This window comes from Pseudovibrio sp. Ad5, assembly GCF_001623095.1.
Classification (GTDB): domain Bacteria; phylum Pseudomonadota; class Alphaproteobacteria; order Rhizobiales; family Stappiaceae; genus Pseudovibrio.
Genome location: NZ_LMCH01000004.1, coordinates 59,483 through 78,354, shown reverse-complemented (window position 1 = coordinate 78,354; position 18,872 = coordinate 59,483). Strand labels below are relative to the sequence as shown.

At 51.7% G+C, this 18,872-nt stretch carries 16 protein-coding genes and 1 tRNA gene; 13 read left to right on the top strand and 4 right to left on the bottom strand.

The features are described from left to right. Nucleotides 1–76: 76 nt before the first annotated feature. From PsAD5_RS02440 to PsAD5_RS02425, 4 genes are all read left to right on the top strand, one after another. Complete coding sequence (locus tag PsAD5_RS02440; protein WP_063290959.1) at nucleotides 77–502, top strand: DUF7694 domain-containing protein; 426 nt, start codon at nucleotides 77–79, stop codon at nucleotides 500–502. After that, entirely contained in the window at nucleotides 502–705 is a 204-nt protein-coding gene (locus PsAD5_RS02435; protein WP_063290958.1) for a hypothetical protein, read from the top strand. The genes PsAD5_RS02440 and PsAD5_RS02435 overlap by 1 nt, the downstream gene beginning before the upstream one ends. Nucleotides 706–853: 148 nt before the next feature. Next, nucleotides 854–1,147, top strand: a complete 294-nt coding sequence (locus PsAD5_RS02430) for a hypothetical protein (RefSeq protein WP_084405901.1) — start codon at nucleotides 854–856, stop codon at nucleotides 1,145–1,147. A 107-nt stretch (nucleotides 1,148–1,254) separates the two neighbouring features. After that, nucleotides 1,255–1,485, top strand: a complete 231-nt coding sequence (locus tag PsAD5_RS02425; RefSeq protein ID WP_063290956.1) for a hypothetical protein — start codon at nucleotides 1,255–1,257, stop codon at nucleotides 1,483–1,485. Here PsAD5_RS02425 and PsAD5_RS02420 read toward each other — a convergent pair. Together PsAD5_RS02420 and PsAD5_RS02415 are read right to left on the bottom strand one after the other, a co-directional pair. After that, complete coding sequence (locus PsAD5_RS02420; protein WP_063290955.1) at nucleotides 1,479–2,777, bottom strand: DUF6538 domain-containing protein; 1,299 nt, start codon at nucleotides 2,775–2,777, stop codon at nucleotides 1,479–1,481. The two genes, PsAD5_RS02425 and PsAD5_RS02420, sit on opposite strands and share 7 nt — an antisense overlap. Before the next feature lie 145 nt (nucleotides 2,778–2,922). Beyond that, nucleotides 2,923–3,012 (bottom strand) — tRNA-Ser (locus tag PsAD5_RS02415). A 310-nt stretch (nucleotides 3,013–3,322) separates the two neighbouring features. Here PsAD5_RS02415 and PsAD5_RS02410 point away from each other — a divergent pair. The 6 genes from PsAD5_RS02410 (at nucleotide 3,323) to xsc (ending at nucleotide 10,927) form a co-directional block, all read left to right on the top strand. Further along, on the top strand, nucleotides 3,323–3,640 hold the full coding sequence (locus PsAD5_RS02410; RefSeq protein ID WP_208860253.1) for a hypothetical protein: 318 nt from the start codon (nucleotides 3,323–3,325) through the stop codon (nucleotides 3,638–3,640). Between the two features lie 26 nt (nucleotides 3,641–3,666). After that, on the top strand, nucleotides 3,667–4,341 hold the full coding sequence (gene msrA / locus PsAD5_RS02405) for a peptide-methionine (S)-S-oxide reductase MsrA (protein WP_057464084.1): 675 nt from the start codon (nucleotides 3,667–3,669) through the stop codon (nucleotides 4,339–4,341). 208 nt (nucleotides 4,342–4,549) lie between these two features. Next, entirely contained in the window at nucleotides 4,550–5,029 is a 480-nt protein-coding gene (locus PsAD5_RS02400; RefSeq protein ID WP_063286691.1) for a MarR family winged helix-turn-helix transcriptional regulator, read from the top strand. Nucleotides 5,030–5,444: 415 nt separating this feature from the next. Then, on the top strand, nucleotides 5,445–6,917 hold the full coding sequence (locus PsAD5_RS02395) for a methyl-accepting chemotaxis protein (protein ID WP_063290954.1): 1,473 nt from the start codon (nucleotides 5,445–5,447) through the stop codon (nucleotides 6,915–6,917). A gap of 243 nt (nucleotides 6,918–7,160) precedes the next feature. Beyond that, entirely contained in the window at nucleotides 7,161–8,966 is a 1,806-nt protein-coding gene (pabB, locus tag PsAD5_RS02390; protein ID WP_063290953.1) for an aminodeoxychorismate synthase component I, read from the top strand. Between the two features lie 182 nt (nucleotides 8,967–9,148). Further along, a complete protein-coding gene (gene xsc / locus PsAD5_RS02385; protein WP_063290952.1) occupies nucleotides 9,149–10,927 on the top strand; it encodes a sulfoacetaldehyde acetyltransferase in 1,779 nt (592 codons plus the stop codon). Between the two features lie 174 nt (nucleotides 10,928–11,101). Here xsc and PsAD5_RS02380 read toward each other — a convergent pair whose 3' ends face one another. After that, the gene (locus PsAD5_RS02380) at nucleotides 11,102–13,576 is read right to left on the bottom strand and encodes a GcvT family protein (RefSeq protein WP_063290951.1); all 2,475 of its coding nucleotides are present in this window, start codon (nucleotides 13,574–13,576) and stop codon (nucleotides 11,102–11,104) included. A gap of 79 nt (nucleotides 13,577–13,655) precedes the next feature. Continuing rightward, nucleotides 13,656–14,993, bottom strand: a complete 1,338-nt coding sequence (locus PsAD5_RS02375; RefSeq protein ID WP_063290950.1) for an aminotransferase class III-fold pyridoxal phosphate-dependent enzyme — start codon at nucleotides 14,991–14,993, stop codon at nucleotides 13,656–13,658. Nucleotides 14,994–15,164: 171 nt separating this feature from the next. Here PsAD5_RS02375 and pdxR point away from each other — a divergent pair, with 171 nt between their 5' ends. The 3 genes from pdxR to PsAD5_RS02360 all read left to right on the top strand — a co-directional run bounded on the left by pdxR (nucleotide 15,165) and on the right by PsAD5_RS02360 (nucleotide 18,864). Beyond that, nucleotides 15,165–16,679, top strand: coding sequence for a MocR-like pyridoxine biosynthesis transcription factor PdxR (gene pdxR / locus PsAD5_RS02370; protein WP_063290949.1), 1,515 nt, complete (start codon nucleotides 15,165–15,167; stop codon nucleotides 16,677–16,679). Nucleotides 16,680–16,971: 292 nt separating this feature from the next. Beyond that, nucleotides 16,972–17,958, top strand: coding sequence for a taurine ABC transporter substrate-binding protein (locus PsAD5_RS02365; protein ID WP_063290948.1), 987 nt, complete (start codon nucleotides 16,972–16,974; stop codon nucleotides 17,956–17,958). A gap of 123 nt (nucleotides 17,959–18,081) precedes the next feature. Continuing rightward, on the top strand, nucleotides 18,082–18,864 hold the full coding sequence (locus tag PsAD5_RS02360; protein WP_057464093.1) for a taurine ABC transporter ATP-binding protein: 783 nt from the start codon (nucleotides 18,082–18,084) through the stop codon (nucleotides 18,862–18,864). Nucleotides 18,865–18,872: the final 8 nt, after the last annotated feature.

Sequence of the window (18,872 nt, the reverse complement as noted above, 5' to 3'; positions counted from 1 at the left end):
GTCGCCTCGGCAGTAGCGGCTCAGGAAAGGCGCACCTGAGCCGCTACCCCTTCTCTCAACACTGGAAGGCACCGCAATGACAATCGACCTGACTCCATACGGTCTCTCTAAGAGAGAGCAACAAAAGCTTATAAAGCGCGAGAAAATCAATCGAGCACGTGAGGACTGGGGGCTATGGCAGATCAAAGAGTTTTCCGAGGGGACCGTTGGGCACGGATGGGCGGCAGAGTTCACCAGAGCGCATAAGAATGATGTGTTTAGCGTTCTAGACCGCACACTATCCAACGGCATCCGCCACCTTGCAATCACGTGCCTCTCTGAAGTCCGCCCATCATGGCCCGAAATGCAACGCATTAAAGATGAGCTTGCCGGACCAACCGCCACCGCCGTCGAGGTTTACCCTCCACTGGCAGAAATCGTTGACGGTGCCAACATGTATCACCTCTGGGTCATGACTACCTCTCTCCCCTTTTCTCTCTTCGATAACCGTAGGAGTGAGTGATGCAGCTGGAGCCCGGCATGACCCCCATTCACATCGGCATCAAGCTCACAACCAAGCCTGAGGCCTTGGCAGAGATCCTGACTGCTGTTGCTGTAAATGCTCCTCCAGAGCTTGTAGAGCAAGTCAAAGAGCACATGCCAGAAGGCCTCCAAGACCGCACATCCAACTTTCTTGAAAAGCTACTGATCGCAATAACCATCTGAAACTGACGAGGTGAAAGTGAAAACACATCTTCCAGATGACAAGTCCTACGAACCCTCAGCAGAGGTTGAGGAGGTCTGGCAGCACATAGCCTTAAGCTTAAGAAACTCCAGACCCAATCTAGCCAAATCCAACAAACAGGAGGCGGGAATGGTTCCTCATTTCCAAGTTTATAGACGGAACATAGGCCACTGGGACGTTAGCTCTAAAGATGGTCGCTTGTTTCGCCTACGTGGCGGCCCCGGTGAATGGGAAATCTATGATGAGCGCAAGGGCAAAGAGCACAAACCTACGCTGAGCTTCAAAGATCAGAGCACAGCAATGGCATATGTATGCTCTGAGCTAATGCACGAACTCATCTTAGCCGAAGGGCAAAAACCCAAAATGATTGAGGCTTGGAACGTCTCTCAGCAAGTGCCGAGCGGGTCTCAAGATGGAGCTTAAACTGGCACTGACCATCGCCCTTACATGGCTCACACTAGACCTACTTAAAGCCCTGCTTCTCCAGCTTATCTGACCACCAGCTAGACACGAAAAGGTAAAGTAATCCAATGAACGTTGCCCCGCGCAGAAAACCTGTAGCGCAGTTGGCAGCTTCAGCACCTCACAATAAGGAGGTGACGCTGAAGCGCCTTCTTGGTGCTCAAAAGAAAGTGGCCCGGATCATCGCCGCAGGCAATCCGCAATACCTGCCCATCTTCCAACGCCTGACCAAGGAAGTCGAAGAGTTCCAGCAAAAAGAAGACGCCCTGCAGCTGGCCCTTAAGATCGCCGCTCAATAAAACGCAACCTTCTCGATCTGCTCACGCTTGAGCTGCAAGCTTCCACCTTCCCCATACTTTGGCCGCTCGTAAGAATGCCCCATCAGCTCCACGCGAAGTCGATGATCCACCCCAACCTCCAACAAGCTATCTTCAAACGAGTGTCGCAGTGAGTAAGCCGTGTGTTGTTCAGTCTCCCTGAGCTTGTGCTTATCCAACTCCTTATTGATGAGAGCCGACCACTGATCTGACTTGAGGTAGTATTTCTGCACCCCGCCAAGCGCCACCAGTCGCCGCGCAGCTTCCAGAGAAACACCCACGAGCGGCACTTCACGCGCAGACCACTTGGTTTTCAGCTTCCTCATGAAGCCTTCAGCTCGATACTCTTCAATGCTGATATGAGGCACATTGTGAGTGATCTTGAAGTGCTCCAGCTTTGCCCCGATCACCTCTGAGGGTCTCAATCCGGTATTGATTAGGATCTTGAAGATGAGAACTGCCTCCTCATTGGTCGCGCCGAATGCATCCGGAGCCAACAACTTCGTCTCGATCCAGTCACGAGAAAACGGAGGTCGCTCATCTTGGGTATCATCTTCCTTCAGACGCAATCGCAAGAATGGATTCTCTAGCTTCTCCTGCTTGAGATCGCACCATGTTGAGAAGATTTTAGACAGGTGGGTGAAGTCCTTGTTCGCTGTACTAGGCTTCTTTCCCTCATCCAGAATACGATCCATCCACCATTGCCGCAGCTTCAACCCGTCTTCGCGGGCAATCTCCCGCACATCCTTATCCCCGACCACCGCGATGAAGTTGTTTATTGCTTTGAACTTTGGGTTCTTCCATTTCCGGATCTGGTCATCACTCATGCCCACTCGAAGATCAGGTGTAAGTTCCAGGTACTCTTCATATACCTTTGAGAGTTTCTGCTTCGGCTTTGCAGAACCTAAGACACCCGCAATTGCAGCTGAGTTCTTCTTCGGCACCTCTGAATCCGGTATCACGTCCACCCTGCCAAGCAGATCGTTAATCGGAGACACAACCACATCCTCAAGCGAGAGGTAGGTAAACCCGTGTGCTCCTGCGAAGTTCAAAGCAGCATCATAATGCGCCTGAGCGCTTTCTTCATTGTTCGCGAGAAGAGCTTCCCAATATGCAATCAGCCTCTCCTCAACCATGAGAGACTTCTTCTCAGCGACATCAGGACTTTTGGTTTTCAGGGAAAGTTGAACACGAGTGCGAGGCTCAACAGCAGCATATCTCTTAGGGACACGCTTCACAAAATAGTAGACGCCGCGACTTAACGAGTATCCCATTCCACACTCCACCAAACACAAATGTTATGTAGTTTGTTATGTAGAATGTTATGCAGTGAAGGGATTCAGAGTCAAGTTGCCTCTAAATATCCAGCATAAACCATTGGTTTAATTGATTGATTTTCGTTTGGGGGAGAAATAGTAATGGCGGAGAGACAGGGATTCGAACCCTGGAGACGGTTCCCCGCCTACACACTTTCCAGGCGTGCGCCTTCGACCACTCGGCCACCTCTCCGCATTCCGCTCACCGGGTATGCCCGGCGGCGTGAGAGGGGGTATATGCAAAACTATTGGGGGGCGCAAGAGGTCTTTTCGATTTTTTTGCCATGTATCCCCACTCTGTGGAACCAGAATGAAAACAAAGGCATTTTTCTGCCTGTCTACGGGCAACCAATCACAATCCATTACGCAGTTTTGACTGGAATTTAAGAGCGTCTGGCATGCTTGTTCTGATAGGTTGCACCTTAGATTGCATGAGGTACTGTGGATACACGCAGGCTCATTGCGAGTTTAAAAGATAGCTGACAGAAAAAGGAAGCAGACACGTGGTTGGATTTTTACTGCGTTTTATAGGTGTGTGGTTTGTCGCCATAGCGCTGGTCTCATTTGTCGTGGATGCCACTAAGAGCATTGCGACCTCCAGCTGGACCTCTTCACCACTGGGACTGATCTGGTTTGATCTGTCACCAGAAACGCTCAATGCATCCCAGGCGGCCATCCAGCGGTACGTGAGCCCTCTTCTCTGGGATCCGATTATTCAAAGCCTTTTGCTCATGCCGCCGTGGGTTATATTCGGACCTCTCGGACTAATTATGCTATGGTATGGCGACAAGCGGCGTCGCATCAGCACAACCCTGCTGTGATGCAGAGTTCTTACAGGTAAGTGAATATGTCGTTTCTCAGAATGCTCTCAAACAAGTTTAAAATGCCGGATACAGGTACAGCGCTGCCAGGCCGGGATACACCAATCATGACTCCCGGAAAGCACTTCGTGAATGGTCATGATCTGAATGGGCCATATCCTGAAGGGATGAAAGAGCTCTATGTGGGCATGGGATGTTACTGGGGTGCGGAACGCGCCTTCTGGGAACTGCCGGGTGTGTATGTAACAGCTGTTGGCTTTGCAGGTGGCGCTACAAAGAATCCGACCTACCACGAAACGTGTACTGGTCAGACCGGTCACACCGAAATTGTAAAAGTGGTCTACAATCCAGAAGAAATTTCTCTGGAACAACTTTTGAAGGTATTTTGGGAGCGTCACGACCCAACGCAAGGAATGCGGCAGGGCAACGATGTGGGGACACAGTATAGATCTGCGCTTTATTTGATGAGTGAGGCAGATATTGAGACGGCTAAAGAAACAGCCAAGTCTTATCAGGATGCCCTTAAGGAAATCGGCAAAAACGCAGGGATTACCACGGAAATCGGTCCTCTCGACGTATTCTATTACGCTGAAGAATATCACCAACAATATTTGGCAAAGAATCCAGATGGATACTGTGGCCTTTCGGGCACAGGTGCGACCTGCCCACTGCCGGTTTCGCCCCAATCCCCTAAGCAATAGGTGATCAAAAATAATTTATGGATAATTGCAACCTGCTAATAATCAGGGACCAAATCGGTGGTTTTTATTGATTTTGCAGGTTGCATGGTTTCGAAATACTTATTATTTTCAATTTTATTAAACTTGCATTTGTTAAATTGCAGTTTTAGGATTAACTCTAATGACGCTAAGTCAGAATCGTCAGGACAGTATTTTAGAGATTTAATTTATGATGAGAACCAATCATATTGCAGACCAACTTTCCGCGGTAAGTACAGCACTTGAAGATGCGAGTGTTGATGCTTACGGAGATCTTTCAACAAGTGCCGTCGCGGCTCTTCTTATTATGCGACGCTCTCCGGCCATCTCCATCGGTACAGTTGCGAAAGAAGTTCGTTTAAGCCATTCCGCCACCGTGCGCCTGATTGACCGTCTTGAGAAAGACTGGTTGGTCCGACGTCTTCGCCGCAGAGGCCGGGAAGTTATGGTAGAACTCACCGTTCGTGGTAAGCGTAAAGCCGTTGAAGTGGCTGAAGCGCGCCGGAAAGCAGCTCATGCGCTGCTCGGTGACATCGATGAGAGCCAATTGGACAACCTCTCCTCTCTCCTCAAGTTCATCCTGAATGACGTGGAAAGCTCTGCTTGCACACGCTTTTGCTATGATGATCCAATGGAAGATGAACAGGTTGAAGAGAACGAACCAGCCTAAGGCTTAATTTTACTGGTTTAGTTTTTTTATTGATTTCAGTTTATTTTCAACGCAGAAACACCGAAGTGAACGCTTCGGTGTTCTTTGCTTTTTACACTTCCCTTCCGCTCCATTAAGCTTCTCTTAAGCATAAATCTTATACAAATTACAACTAAGATTTGAATGGAGTAATTTACGCAATTCAATTTTGAGGGCCGCCTCTTTTAGAGGCGATTGCTGTGTGATTTCGCCCTTTCGTGCGTGTTACTTCTTTCATTCAACCAAGTGGTTACGGCTGCAATTGTGCTGTCTGGCTGCTTGAGGTTGTGCGCATTCCTCTTTGTTATCAGAGAGTTATAAATCCAGAATGCGTTTAATAATTGGGTGGATGTATTTGGGTGTGTCATGCACCAATACAATTAAGGGAAGACCTGAAATGAGTGCTGCAGTCGGATTTGAAGAAGAGGTATGCCAATCTGACACGGGTTCAACCAGTTGGCCGATTGCCTTGGGTTGGGTTCTTGCTCTCCTGAGCTTTGGGATGAGCTGGGCTGGTGATACCGGCACAATGAGCATTCTTTCGGGATCAGCTTTCCTTCTTGCTGCTATTCCAACCGCATTGTGGCTGAAAGACAAGGAATCCGGTGCAGCTGACCTAGCTTCTGGCATTTGCCTCGCCATTTTGGCCGCGGTTGCAAGCATTGCTGCTGCTCTTGGTGGATATGCAGAAGGCTGGCAAGTGGACTTCAACATCCTGTTCTTCGCCCCGCTGGTTGTTTTGGGATCTTCTCGCAATGGCGGCGCGCTTGGCAGTTTCCTTGTAATTTCCGCAATTTATCTTCTTGGCAGCCTATTCGTTTTGCCAAACTTCCTCGTGAGTGATCAGAGCACCATGTCTGGCAACCTCATCATTCTGGTTCTTCTCGCTGGCGTGACGATGGCCTTCCTGAGCGGTCAGGACGATGCTGAAGCTTCTAACGCGGCAGACACTGCTGCTTCCGCACAAGCAGCAGTGTCTGCAGCTGAAGTTGCGGAAAACGAACAGAAGATTGCAGAGCAATCCGAACGTATCGCATTCTTTGAAAAGCACATTTCCGGGCTGCGTGACGTGGTGGATGGGCAGCTGAAGAGCCTTTCACAAAACACGCATAGCATCGTATCTGCTTCCAAAGGCCTGGAGAACGCGACGCATAAATGCTCTGGTCATACCACTGAAGTTGTCTCCTCCTCTGATTCAGCATCTGGCAATGTTCAGACCGTTTCTGCTGCTTCCGAAGAGCTTTCCTCCTCCATTTCCGAGATCGCACGCCAGATTGCGCAGGCCAACGACATGGTTGAAGCTGCAACCCGTGGTGCGCAGGAGACCAACGACACCATTGGCAGCCTTGCAGAAGCAGCAAGTCGCATTGGCGAAGTTGTAACACTCATTCAGGCGATTGCTGAACAAACCAATCTGCTGGCCCTTAACGCCACCATTGAAGCTGCCCGCGCCGGAGAAGCAGGCAAAGGCTTTGCAGTTGTCGCCGCGGAAGTGAAAGAGCTGGCCAACCAGACCTCTAAAGCGACTGAAGAGATCGCATCTCAGGTGTCCGCAATTCAGGGCAGAACCCGGGAAGCTGTGGATGCAATTGGCTCCATCACGTTGACCATGGATGACGTGAACGCCCACACTGGTGCCATTGCGGAGGCAATAACCCAGCAGGGTGATGCGACCAATGAGATTTCAGCTAATATTGCAGCTGCAGCTGACGGCACCATGGCAGTTTCCCAGAGCATTGCCAGCCTGAGTGAAGCCATGAACGAGGCAACAGGCTCCGTCTTCGAAGTCACTGAGAAAGCCAATAAGGTTGATGGTGATCTCAATGAAGTTCACGATACGCTGGAGCGCTTCTTCCACGACGTTGCTTAATCTGCGCTACAAATTCTGATGAAACGGGGCACCTTGGTGGCCCGTTTTGCGTTTGAGCGACGCTTCTGCTCTTTTGAAACGGCCGCCTTGAGGGGAATTTTCGGATATTTGGGCTGAAATTGATCACAATTTACGCAAAATTACTCAAGAAACGGACTTGGAGACAATTTTATGATTGCCTTGGTCTGACGGGCTGGTATTGAGCATTCTTAATAAGGGTAACCCAAATAAGAATGGACAGGTATGGCGCAGTTTGCGTTTGGAACAGTACTTTTTGTCGACAGGCTTAGTCATGAGCCTGCGCGTCTCTTCCAAGCCCCAAAGCACGTGCTGACCTGCCAAACTCTTTCTGAGGTCCCTCAGTTTCTTCAGCAACTGGAACAAGAGCGCAAAGCGGGTCACTATCTGGCTGGCTTCTTCTCCTATGAATTTGGTTTTGCGTTTGAAGAGAAGCTGAAGCAGCGCTTCAAGGGCACAGGCAATGTGCCTCTTGCCTGGTTCGGCGTCTACGATGCACCTCAGCTTTTGACCCGAGATGAAGAAGCCCGATGGCTGGTTAAGGCTGCAGGCAATGAAGCCGCCCCTTCCATTCACATCAACCGGTTTGACATGAGTAAAGGTGACTATGAGAGCGCTTTTGCCAAAACACAGCAGCATCTGGCACAAGGTGACATTTACCAGATCAACCTGACCATGCGTGCTGAGCTTGAGCAGACTGGAAGCGCAGCTGCTTTGTTTGACAATCTGCTGTTCCAGCAACCGGTTGGATATGCTGCCCTTTTGCATCTGGGTGATCAGAAAGTTCTCTCGATTTCTCCGGAACTGTTTTTGGAGCGCAAGGGCAAGCAACTGACGACACGCCCGATGAAGGGCACAGCTCAACGTGGACGCACGAGCGAAGAAGATGCGCGTGTTCGGGACTGGCTGCAGAGTGATGTGAAATCACGCGCCGAGAACACCATGATCCTTGATCTGATGCGCAATGACCTCTCTCGCATCACCAAAGCAGGCAGTGTTTGTGTACCTTCTCACTGTGAGGTTGAGCAATACCGTAGCCTGTTCCAGATGACTTCTACCACCACTGGCGAGCTGGTGGATGGAGCTGAATTGCCCGAGATTATTGAAGAGCTGTTTCCGTGTGGTTCTATCACCGGAGCACCGAAGCTTTGGGCTATGGAGATCATTGATGAGCTGGAAAAGAGCCCGCGTGGGATTTACACCGGCTCCATTGGAATGATTGAGCCCAATGGCGATTTCACCTTCAATGTGGCGATCCGTACGCTGGTGATTGACGAGGATGGCGCTGCTGAAATGGGGACAGGCTCGGGTGTTGTATTCGATTCCGGTGCGTCACCTGAATATGATGAATGTCTGCTGAAACTGAACTTCCTGAAGGCGTCAGAAGAGCGTTTCACCTTGTTTGAAACTATGGGCTGGACACCTGACGAAGGCTACACGTTGCTGGAACGTCATTTGCAACGGATGGCCGACAGCGCATCTTACTTCGGTTTCAACTGGAATCTGGATCAGGCGTTGAGCGTGCTTTCAGACCATGCAGCGGTGTTTGATCGCGATATGCGGGTTCGGCTTGACCTTTATGAAGACGGACAGTTCATGCTGACGGCACAGGAAATGCCGGCAGCAAGCGGTTATGATTGGCGGATCTGCCTTGCAGACGAGCGCGTGCATTCACAGGACCGGTTCCTGTTCCACAAAACCAGCCAGCGCGGATTTTACGATCAAACCCGCGCAGAGTATGCTGCTAACTATGGATGTTCCGAGGTCATTTTCCTCAATGAAGCTGGATATCTGACAGAAGGCAGCTTCACCAATCTGTTTATCCGCAAGGACGGCAAGTTGCTTACCCCTGCTCTTACGCATGGGTTATTGCCGGGAGTTTTCCGCGCTGGTTTGCTGGAACATGGATATGCAGAGGAAGCGGATCTGACTGTGCATGATTTGCGCTCAGCAGATGCTGTCTATGTTGGTAACTCCCTGCGAGGATTGATGAATGCCAGCCTCGTTTCCGTTAGCGTTGATGTAAGCTAGCGCTTCTCTGCTTGACATGGGCGGTGGCATTCCGTTGCATCTTCAATACCTTCTACACAACTGACCAATGCTATAGCGGAATCTGGCCCTAAACCCCTCCGCTGGCTCAGGCTAGGTTTGACTGCATATCAGAATGTGCAGATCACAGCCGTGCCTGTGACGTGATGGGGAGGACTTGTGCCATGAAAATGACGACCGAAGAGGCCTTTGTAAAAGTGCTTCAGATGCACGGAATTGATAACGCCTTTGGCATTATCGGTTCTGCCATGATGCCAGTTTCGGATCTCTTTCCTGCCGCAGGTGTCAAGTTTTGGGATTGCGCCCACGAGTGTAACGCAGGCATGAGCGCGGATGGATACTCCCGCGCAACCGGTAAGATGAGCATGGCGATTGCTCAGAACGGTCCAGGCATTACCAATTTTGTAACACCGATCAAGACAGCCTACTGGAACCATACACCCCTGCTGCTTGTTACCCCGCAGGCAGCCAACAAGACCATCGGACAAGGTGGCTTTCAGGAAATAGAGCAGATGGCTCTGTTTGAAGATATGGTTTGCTATCAGGAAGAGGTTCGTGATCCTTCCCGTATTGCGGAAGTGCTGAACCGTGTGATTGAGAAAGCCTGGCGTGGGTGCGCTCCGGCCCAGATCAACATACCGCGTGATTTCTGGACACAGGTGATCGACATCGAGCTGCCGCAGATCGTGCGCATGGAAAAGCCGCGTGGTGGTGTGCAGTCCATCAAGAAGGCTGCTGAGCTGCTGTCTGATGCAAAGTTCCCTGTCATTTTGAACGGTGCGGGTGTTGTGTTGAGTGGCGCTATTCAGGCGTCTGCTGTTTTGGCGGAGAAGCTGAGCGCACCGGTCTGTTGTGGCTATCAGCACAATGATGCATTCCCCGGCAATCACCCGCTTTCCGTCGGTCCGCTTGGCTATAACGGCTCAAAAGCGGGTATGGAAATGATCTCGAAAGCGGACGTGGTGCTGGCTCTTGGGACGCGGCTCAATCCGTTTTCTACCCTGCCTTGCTACGACATGGATTACTGGCCGAAGGACGCCAAGGTCATTCAGGTGGACATCAATTCTGACCGGATCGGGCTGACCAAGAAGGTAAGTGTCGGCATTCAAGGAGATGCTCGTGCTGTGGCGGAGCAGATCCTTGAAGAACTGGCGGATCACGCAGGTAATGAAGGGCGTGAAGACCGGGAAGCACTGGTGCACCATGCGAAATCAGCCTGGTTGCAGGAGCTCTCTTCCATGGATCACGAGGATGATGATCCGGGCACAAGCTGGAACGAGCGCGCCCGTACTCGCGAACCTCAGAAAATGTCTCCACGCATGGCATGGCGGGCTATTCAGGCGGCACTTCCGAAAGAGGCGATCATCTCCTCTGACATTGGCAACAACTGCGCCATTGGCAATGCTTATCCGAGTTTTGATGAGGGACGGAAGTATCTTGCTCCGGGTTTGTTCGGGCCTTGCGGCTACGGTTTGCCTGCCATTTTGGGCGCGAAGATTGGGCGTCCTGACGTGCCAGTAGTTGGATTTGCCGGTGACGGTGCCTTTGGTATCTCCATGAACGAGATGACTGCTTGTGGTCGTGATGACTGGCCACCCATCACCATGGTGATCTTCCGCAACTATCAGTGGGGTGCGGAGAAGCGCAACACGACACTGTGGTACGATGATAATTTCGTTGGCACCGAGCTTAATCTGGAAGTGCAATACGCCAAGATTGCAGAGGCTTGCGGTCTGAAGGGCATTCAGGTGTTCGGCACCGATGAGCTGACCAAGACCCTGAATGACGCCATTGAAGGCCAGATGGAGCGTAACGAGACTACATTCATTGAGGTGATCCTCAACCAGGAACTTGGTGAGCCTTTCCGCAGAGACGCCATGAAAGCACCTGTTGCTGTCGCTGGCATCAACGCGGAAGATATGCGCGAACAAGAACTCGCATAAGTCCCCCAGCAGTGCCCGTCTCGCCTCCTCTGAGAGGGGCATGAACCTTAAAGCCCGCGCAGTGCAAAGCTGCCCGGGCTTTTTTCTTTTAAAGCGTCTGCTGATTAGGGAAATGGCGTCACAAACATCAGATTAGAACAACACCTCGCAGGCCGTGCGAGGTGTTGGCTTAAATTATGCGTCTTCCAGCTCTTCCAGTCCCCGCATGCGGAGGCTTTTGGGGTCGTACATTGGCTTGAAGGATGCTTCTGCGTCGCACAGGGTGCCTTCCACGTCGATCTGGTAGCTGGAGGCGAGCATGTCTTTGATTGCTTCGCCTTTGCACGGCACGTAGCCAAGGCCAATGGCACCGCCCAGAGTGTGGCCGTAGTTGCCGGAGGTGAGGTAACCGACGATCTCACCATCGCGCAGGACTGGTTCGTTGTGATGCAGAAGCGGTTCTGAATCTTTCAGCTTGAACTGCAGCATGCGGGATGAGAGGCCTTCTTCCTTCTTACGTAAGACCGCATCTCTGCCGATGAAGGATGGTTTTTTGGTGCTGACAGCAAAGCCGAGGCCAGCTTCAACAACGTGATCTTCCTCGGTGATATCGTGACCGAAATGTCGGAAGCCTTTTTCGATGCGCAGGGAATCCATTGCGTGGAGACCGCAGAGTTTCAGGTCGATATCGGCGCCTCCTTCCACGAGTGTCTCATAGGCATGGGCGGCCATGTCGGTTGAGACGTACAGCTCCCAGCCAAGCTCTCCCACATAGGAAACACGGTGTGCACGAGCGAGGCCCATGCCGAGTTCGATCTCCTGCATGGTTCCGAATGGATGGTTTTCGTTGGACCAGTCGTGATTGGAGACTTTGGAGAGCAGCTCTCGCGAGTTTGGCCCCATCACCACCAGTGTAGCCTCGCCTGCTGTAATGTCGGTGATGACCACATTGGCGCCAGCCTTGTGCTTATTGAGCCAGCTGAGTTCCCGGATAACAGTGGCTGCTGGAGTTACGAGTAGATAAGCAGTCTCTGAGAGGCGCGTGACGGTGAGATCGGCTTCAATACCACCACGTTCATTGAGGAACTGCGTGTAGACAATTTTGCCGACAGGCACAGACATGTCTCCGCCGCACATATGATTGAGCAGGCTTTCCGCATCCGGGCCTTCAACGCGGATTTTGCCGAAGGAGGACATGTCATAGAGGCCGACATTGTTGCGGATGGCGAGGTGCTCACGCTTGGAGTTCTCAAACCAGTTTTGGCGCTTCCAAGAGTATTTGTAGGTTGGGTCCTGCCCCTGCTTTGCAAACCAATTAGCGCGCTCCCAGCCTGCAACTTCACCGAAGACTGCGCCAGCTTGTTTGAGATGCTCATGCAACGGAGAGCGACGGACACCGCGTGCCGTGGCTTTCTGGCGGAAGGGGAAGTGATCGGCATAGAGAAGGCCGAGCGTTTCTTTCGAACGTTGATAGAGGAACGTTTTGTTGCCCATGAACGGCTGCATACGCCTGATATCAACATCGGAAATATCAAAGGGTGGATGGCCATGCTCCATCCAATGGGCGAGCGCCATGCCTGCGCCACCAGCGGATTGAATACCGATGGAGTTGAAGCCAGCACAGACAAAGAAGTTCTTGAGTTCCGGCGCTTCGCCCAGATGATAGGCATCATCCGGTGTGAAACTTTCAGGGCCGTTGAAGAAGGTGTGAATGCCAGTTACGGCCAGCTCGGGGAAACGGTTGACCGCTTGTTCCAGAATGGGTTCGAAGTGCTCGATATCTTCTGGCAACTGGTCAAAACAGAAATCATCCGAGATGCCCTGCATGCCCCAAGGTTTGGCGGTTGGCTCAAACGCGCCCAGCAGGATTTTGCCGGCATCTTCCTTGTAGTAGGCACATTCATCCGGCACGCGCAGCGTGGGGAGTTGTGGGAGGCCAGCGATATTATCTGTGACCATATAGAAATGCTCACAGGCATGTAACGGCACGTTGACGCCAGCCATTTTGCCCAGTTGATGCGCCCACATGCCTGCACAATTGACCACATAGTCAGCTGCGATATGACCTTGCTCATCACTTCCATCTCGCTGCCAAGAGACTCCCGAGACCGCTCCATTTTTCTTAGCGATGCCTGTGACTTTGACACCTTCAAACACCTGTGCTCCACGTTGACGGGCGCCTTTGGCAAGAGCTAATGCAATGTTGCCCGGGTCACCCTGCCCATCCTTTGGCAGGTAGACAGCTGCTGTTACATCCTGCGCATTTACATAGGGGTAGCGGTCCAACAGTTCTGAGGTGGTGATCTCTTCCACTTCCACCCCAAACGCCCGCGCCATTGCGGCTGATCGCAGGATTTCACTGCGGCGTTCTTCGGTTAAGGCAACTGTGATTGATCCGTTGCGGCGAAAACCTGTCGCGATTTCGGTTTCTGCTTCCAGATCGCCATAGAGCTCCTGCGAGTATTTGGCGAGGCGCGTCATGTTTTTGGATGCGCGTAATTGGGCAATCAGCCCTGCGGCATGCCAGGTGGTGCCGCACGTGAGCTGCTTGCGCTCCAACAGCACGATGTCCTGCCAGCCAAACTTTGCCAGATGATACGCAACAGAACACCCGGCAATACCGCCACCAATGATCACGACACGCGCATTTTGCGGAATAGACTTCGTCATTGATCGCCTCCCCTCAACCAATTTGAAAAACAAAAGAAGAGCACAAATGTGCTCTTCTCAAAACAATACTTTCTTCGATCTATTCAGCTATGAGCGTTTTCCTCATTGCATCTACGATCTCATCGACATGACTTCGCTCTGCAATAAACGCTGGCGCCAGGATGGCTGTGTCCCCCGTCCATTTGGCGTGACAGCCGTTCCAGAACAATCGCTTTTGCATCTCGTTGCCGCGGATGCCCGGCTTGCCGGGAAGCGGGTGAACCTCTACGCCGCCCATAAGCCCGTAGCCTCGGATATCCTTCACAATCGGGATATCCTGCAGGGACCAGATCGCATCAAGGAAGTAATCGCTCAGTTCGGCTGCCCGATCAAACAGGCCTTCTTCATCATAAATCTTCAACGTTGCCAAACCTGCTGCACAGGCTGCTGGGTGTGCCGAATATGTGTAGCCATGGAAGAACTCGATGGCATTTTCTGGCGCTGCTTCCGTAATCGTTTCATAAACCTGATCTGAGGCTGCAACGGCACCCATCGGGATTGCTCCGTTAGTGAGTGCTTTTGCCAATGTGATGATGTCTGGCATCACGTTGAACGCATCCACTGCAAACGGTTTGCCAAGACGACCGAAGCCAGTGATTACTTCATCAAACACCAGCAGAATGCCGTGCTCATCACAGATCTGGCGCACACGCTCCAGATAACCTTTTGGCGGGACGAGCGTGCCAGTGGAGCCTGCAACTGGTTCAATGAACACAGCTGCGATTGTGGAACCGCCGTAGGTCTCACAGAAGCGTTGCAGATCATTTGCCAGTTCCACACCGGTTTCCGGCTGGCCTCTTGTGAAGGCGTTTTCCTCGTTCCACGTATGGCGCATCATGACGATGTTTGGCATGACAACCGGGAAAGTTTCGCGGTTTTTGACCATACCAGCCAAAGAGACACCGCCCATATTCACGCCGTGGTATGCCCGCTCACGGGAGACAAAACGAGTGCGCTGTGCATCACCGTTTGCACGATGATAGGCCATGACCATTTTCAACGCAGTATCGATGGCCTCCGATCCCGAGTTCACAAAAAAAACGTGATTGAAGGGCTCTGGCATAATTTTGGTGAGTTTTGCCGCAAACTCAAAGGATGTCGGCTGGCCCAGCTGGAAGGGCGCTGTGTATCCGTTCTGCATCATCTGCGCATGAACGGCATCCGCAATCGACTTGCGCGCATGGCCTGCAGGCACGTTGAACAGCCCGGAAGAGCCATCGACCAATCTGTCACCATGCTGGTTCCAAAGGTACATTCCCTCTGAACGGATGATGAGACGCGGTGCGCTTTTAAATTCTTTGTTTGCGGAAAACGGCATCCAGTGTTGCTCAAGAGAATTGGTTTTCGCTTGTTCAATCGGCTCTGCAAGGACACTCATCTCGATCTTTCTCCTAGAACACTGAGTTATTCGCCAACAGTTCCCCAGAGGTACTGTGAGAAATATCTTGTCGCCGAAATAATAGGTCAGATAGGTCCAGTTGTTCTTGACCATAGAGCCAGATGAACTCATGCTGATACTTCACTCGTGATTTGGAGGGAGGGGCCAGCCATGAGATACAGCTTGTTTTCCGTTGACCGGGATGACAGTACGACGCTGCAAAGCCAGATCAGGGAGATGCTCGTCTCTGCTATTCTTTCCGGCCAACTTGCTGAAAACACACCGGTTCCTTCAACGCGTGCGTTGGCGAAGCGGTTGAGTGTTTCGCGTAACACGGTCATGCTGGCCTATCAGGCACTGGCGGCGGATGGGTATCTGATTACCCGTGAACGATCCGGGTTTTATGTGTCGCCAGAGGTGATTGAGAATCTGGGACAGCTGCCTGATCGGGTCCAGCCCAAGGAACAAGTTCCCGGTGATCGTGTGGATTGGGCTTCTAAGTTGCGGCTTACACCGTCCACTCAATTCAATATTTTGAAGACCGAGAACTGGCACAGCTATCCCTACCCGTTCATCTACGGTCAGGTGGACCCAACACTGTTTCCAATCAGTGCGTGGCGGGATTGTGTACGTCAGACAATGAGCATCAAATGGCTGGATGCCTGGACGGACGATCGCTTTACGGCTGATGATCCGATGCTGATTGAACAGATCCAGCGGCGCATCTTGATCCGGCGCGGTGTGATTGCCGAATCTGACGAGATTCTGGTGACGATGGGTGCGCAAAATGCTCTGTTTCTGATCGCGCACTTGTTTGTGAAACCGGATACACCTGTTGCAGTGGAAGACCCCGGATATCCCGATGTGCGAAACATCATGCGTCTCAGGAGCTCCGACATTAGGGCCATTCCTGTGGATGAGGAAGGCATACGGGCCGACATGCTTGGGGATGCAAAGCTGGTGTATATGACGCCGAGCCATCAGTTCCCCACCAACACCACGATGACGATGAAACGACGTCGCGAGGTGCTGGAATGGGCGGCCCAGTCCGACGCTCTGATTATTGAAGATGATTACGAGTACGAGACCAACTATCGCGGGCAACCGACCGCTGCTTTGCGGTCTGTCGATGCATCTGGGCGGGTGCTTTATGTGGGAAGTCTTTCCAAGTCCATCATGCCGGGGTTGAGGATTGGGTTTATTGTGGCACCGAAGCCGGTGATCAAGGAAATCCGCGCCATGCGGCGGCTGATGCTCCGCCATCCGCCGGGCAACAACCAGCGCAGTGTTGCGTTGTTTCTGGCACAGGGCTCACAAGATGCGTTGATCAGCAAGCTGCACCATGCCTATTCAAGCCGCTGGAATGCGCTGAGCGAAGCTATGGAAACGCACTTTCCTGGCTGGGCGCAGGTTTCTGCGTTTGGTGGATCGTCCTTCTGGGTGAGCGGGCCACCTGAATTGGATGCGACAGTTCTTGCTCAAGAGGCGCTGAAGCAGGGCGTATTGATTGAACCGGGGAACGTGTTCTTTGCAGATGCGAACCAAGGTAAAAACTATTTCCGTCTTGGCTTTTCTTCAATCCACACCGATAAAATTCCAAAGGGCATAGAATTACTATCGGAGGTCGCAGATAAATTGCTGCGTCGCAGCACAAAAAGTAGCGATTGCTTATATACATCAGCATGAACATAGGATTCTTCGTTTATTTATACAGAAGAATCACTGTTATTGAGAAGCTCCGACCCAATCTTCCGCAGAGATATAGAGAATAATATTGGCAGATTGGGCACTTATAAATGAATACGAGTCGAGAAATACTGTCTGGTTCCATCGGGTTTCACCAACTGGCACTACCGGGACCTGCGGTTTCATAGTGTCCTCAATTGCTGAAAGCTTAGGTTTAAGGAAGTCCCAAGAATAGGGAACGCGTAAAAATAACGAGGGAATAAGAACTTAGCACCGCAGAGGGGGAATAGAGATGGCATTGAAGAAGCTTGCAGGAAAACTGGCTCTTGCAGCAGGTATGGTCGTGAGCCTTGGTATGAGCTCTGCTCACGCGCTTGATAAAATCACCGTAGCCTATTTTCTGGAATGGCCCACCGCGAACCAAGAAGCCCAGATTGACAAGACCTACGATGAAGCGCTGGGTCTGGAAGTTGAGTGGCGGGCGTTTGGCAACGGAAACGAGATGGTTCAGGCCATGGTTTCCGGTGATGTGCAAATTGCGTACAGCAATGGGTTCGTGCCTTTCGTTGTTGGTGTTTCCTCCGGTGCTCCAATCAAACTTGTCGGCGTCGCCGTGACTTATGCTGAGAACGACCTTTGCATTGTGCGCAATGACACCGGTATTACCAAGGCAAATGCCAAGGAGTTGGAAGGCAAGAAGGTTGCCACTCCGATTGGCAACGTCACCCATTACAAGCTGATCCGCACGCTGGACCATCTGGGCGTTGACCTCGCAAAGGTGAACCTTGTGCAAATGAACCCGGCTGATGCAGCAGTTGCTGTTTTGCGTGGTGATGTGGCGATGGGCTGCGCCTTTGGTGGTGCGCTCGACCGGATGAAAACGGTTGGCACTCCGCTGATGACTGGTGCAGAGCAGGAGGCCGTTGGCATCAATACCTTTGATGTAGTGAACGTGACCAGCGACTTTGCAGCTGAACATCCTGAGCTGGTGAAGAAGTTCATGGAAGTCACCAATCAGGCCAACACAGCTTACAATACAGACCCTAACGCCATGTACGACAAGATTGCGCGTGCTGCGGGTATGGACATTGAGCCTGCAAAGAGAATGATCGCGAACTTTGGCTTTCCAAGCAATGAAGAGCAGTTGAGTGAGAACTGGCTCGGCGGTGGCATTCAGGCTGCAGCAAAAGGCGTGGCGGATGTCATGGTTTCTGCTGGCGGGCTTGATGAAGCACTGGATGATTACTCCCAGTTCGTCGACGCCAGCTATCTTAAATAAAAAACTTTTGAAAATGGCGGGCAATGTCCCGCCATTCTTCCAATAAAAAGACCGGGCGAACCAGGCATTTTCCAAAGAACCGGGAGAAGCGCTTTGAGTGGAATAGTTGCCGACAATATCTCTATGGTGTTCACCCTTCCCAACGGTGATCAAGTCCATGCTCTCAACAACGTCAATTTGAATGTGAAGGACGGTGAAATCGTCTCCGTTCTTGGTCCATCGGGATGCGGTAAAACTACTCTTCTCAACATCATTGCAGGCTTTCTTCGCCCCACCTCGGGTAAAATCATCCGTGAGAATGTGGATGTGACTGGCCCTGGCTCTGACCGCGGAATGGTGTTTCAGCAGGGCGCTTTGTTTGAATGGATGACGGTTGAAAAAAACATTGCATTCGGACCAAAAATGGCAGGGCGACCTGCGGCGGAGACCAAACGCAAAGTGGACGAGCTTTTGCAGATTGTCGGTTTGCAGGATTTTGGCAAAAAGCCAGTCTATCAGCTCTCCGGTGGCATGCAGCAACGCGTCGCTTTAGCCCGTTGCCTTGCTAATGATCCGGAAGTGATCCTGATGGATGAGCCTCTTGGTGCGCTGGATGCTTTGACCCGCGAGAAAATGCAGAGCCTTGTGTTGAAGCTTTGGAAAGAGACCCGCAAAACCATCATTCTCATCACACACTCTGTTGAAGAAGCCTTGTTCCTTGGGGAGCGGCTTATTGTGATGGCCCCTCGCCCAGGCCGTATTTTACGTGAGTACGAGCTGCCGTTTGCGGACCGCGGATTGGTGGAGAGCCCACGCCAGATCAAAGCTTCCCATGAATTTGTGGAGACGCGTGAGGAAGTCCTGTCCCTTATTTGGGGCATGGAAGAAGAGATTATGGGCAACGACCAAGCACTTGAACCAGCATAGGAGGCCAA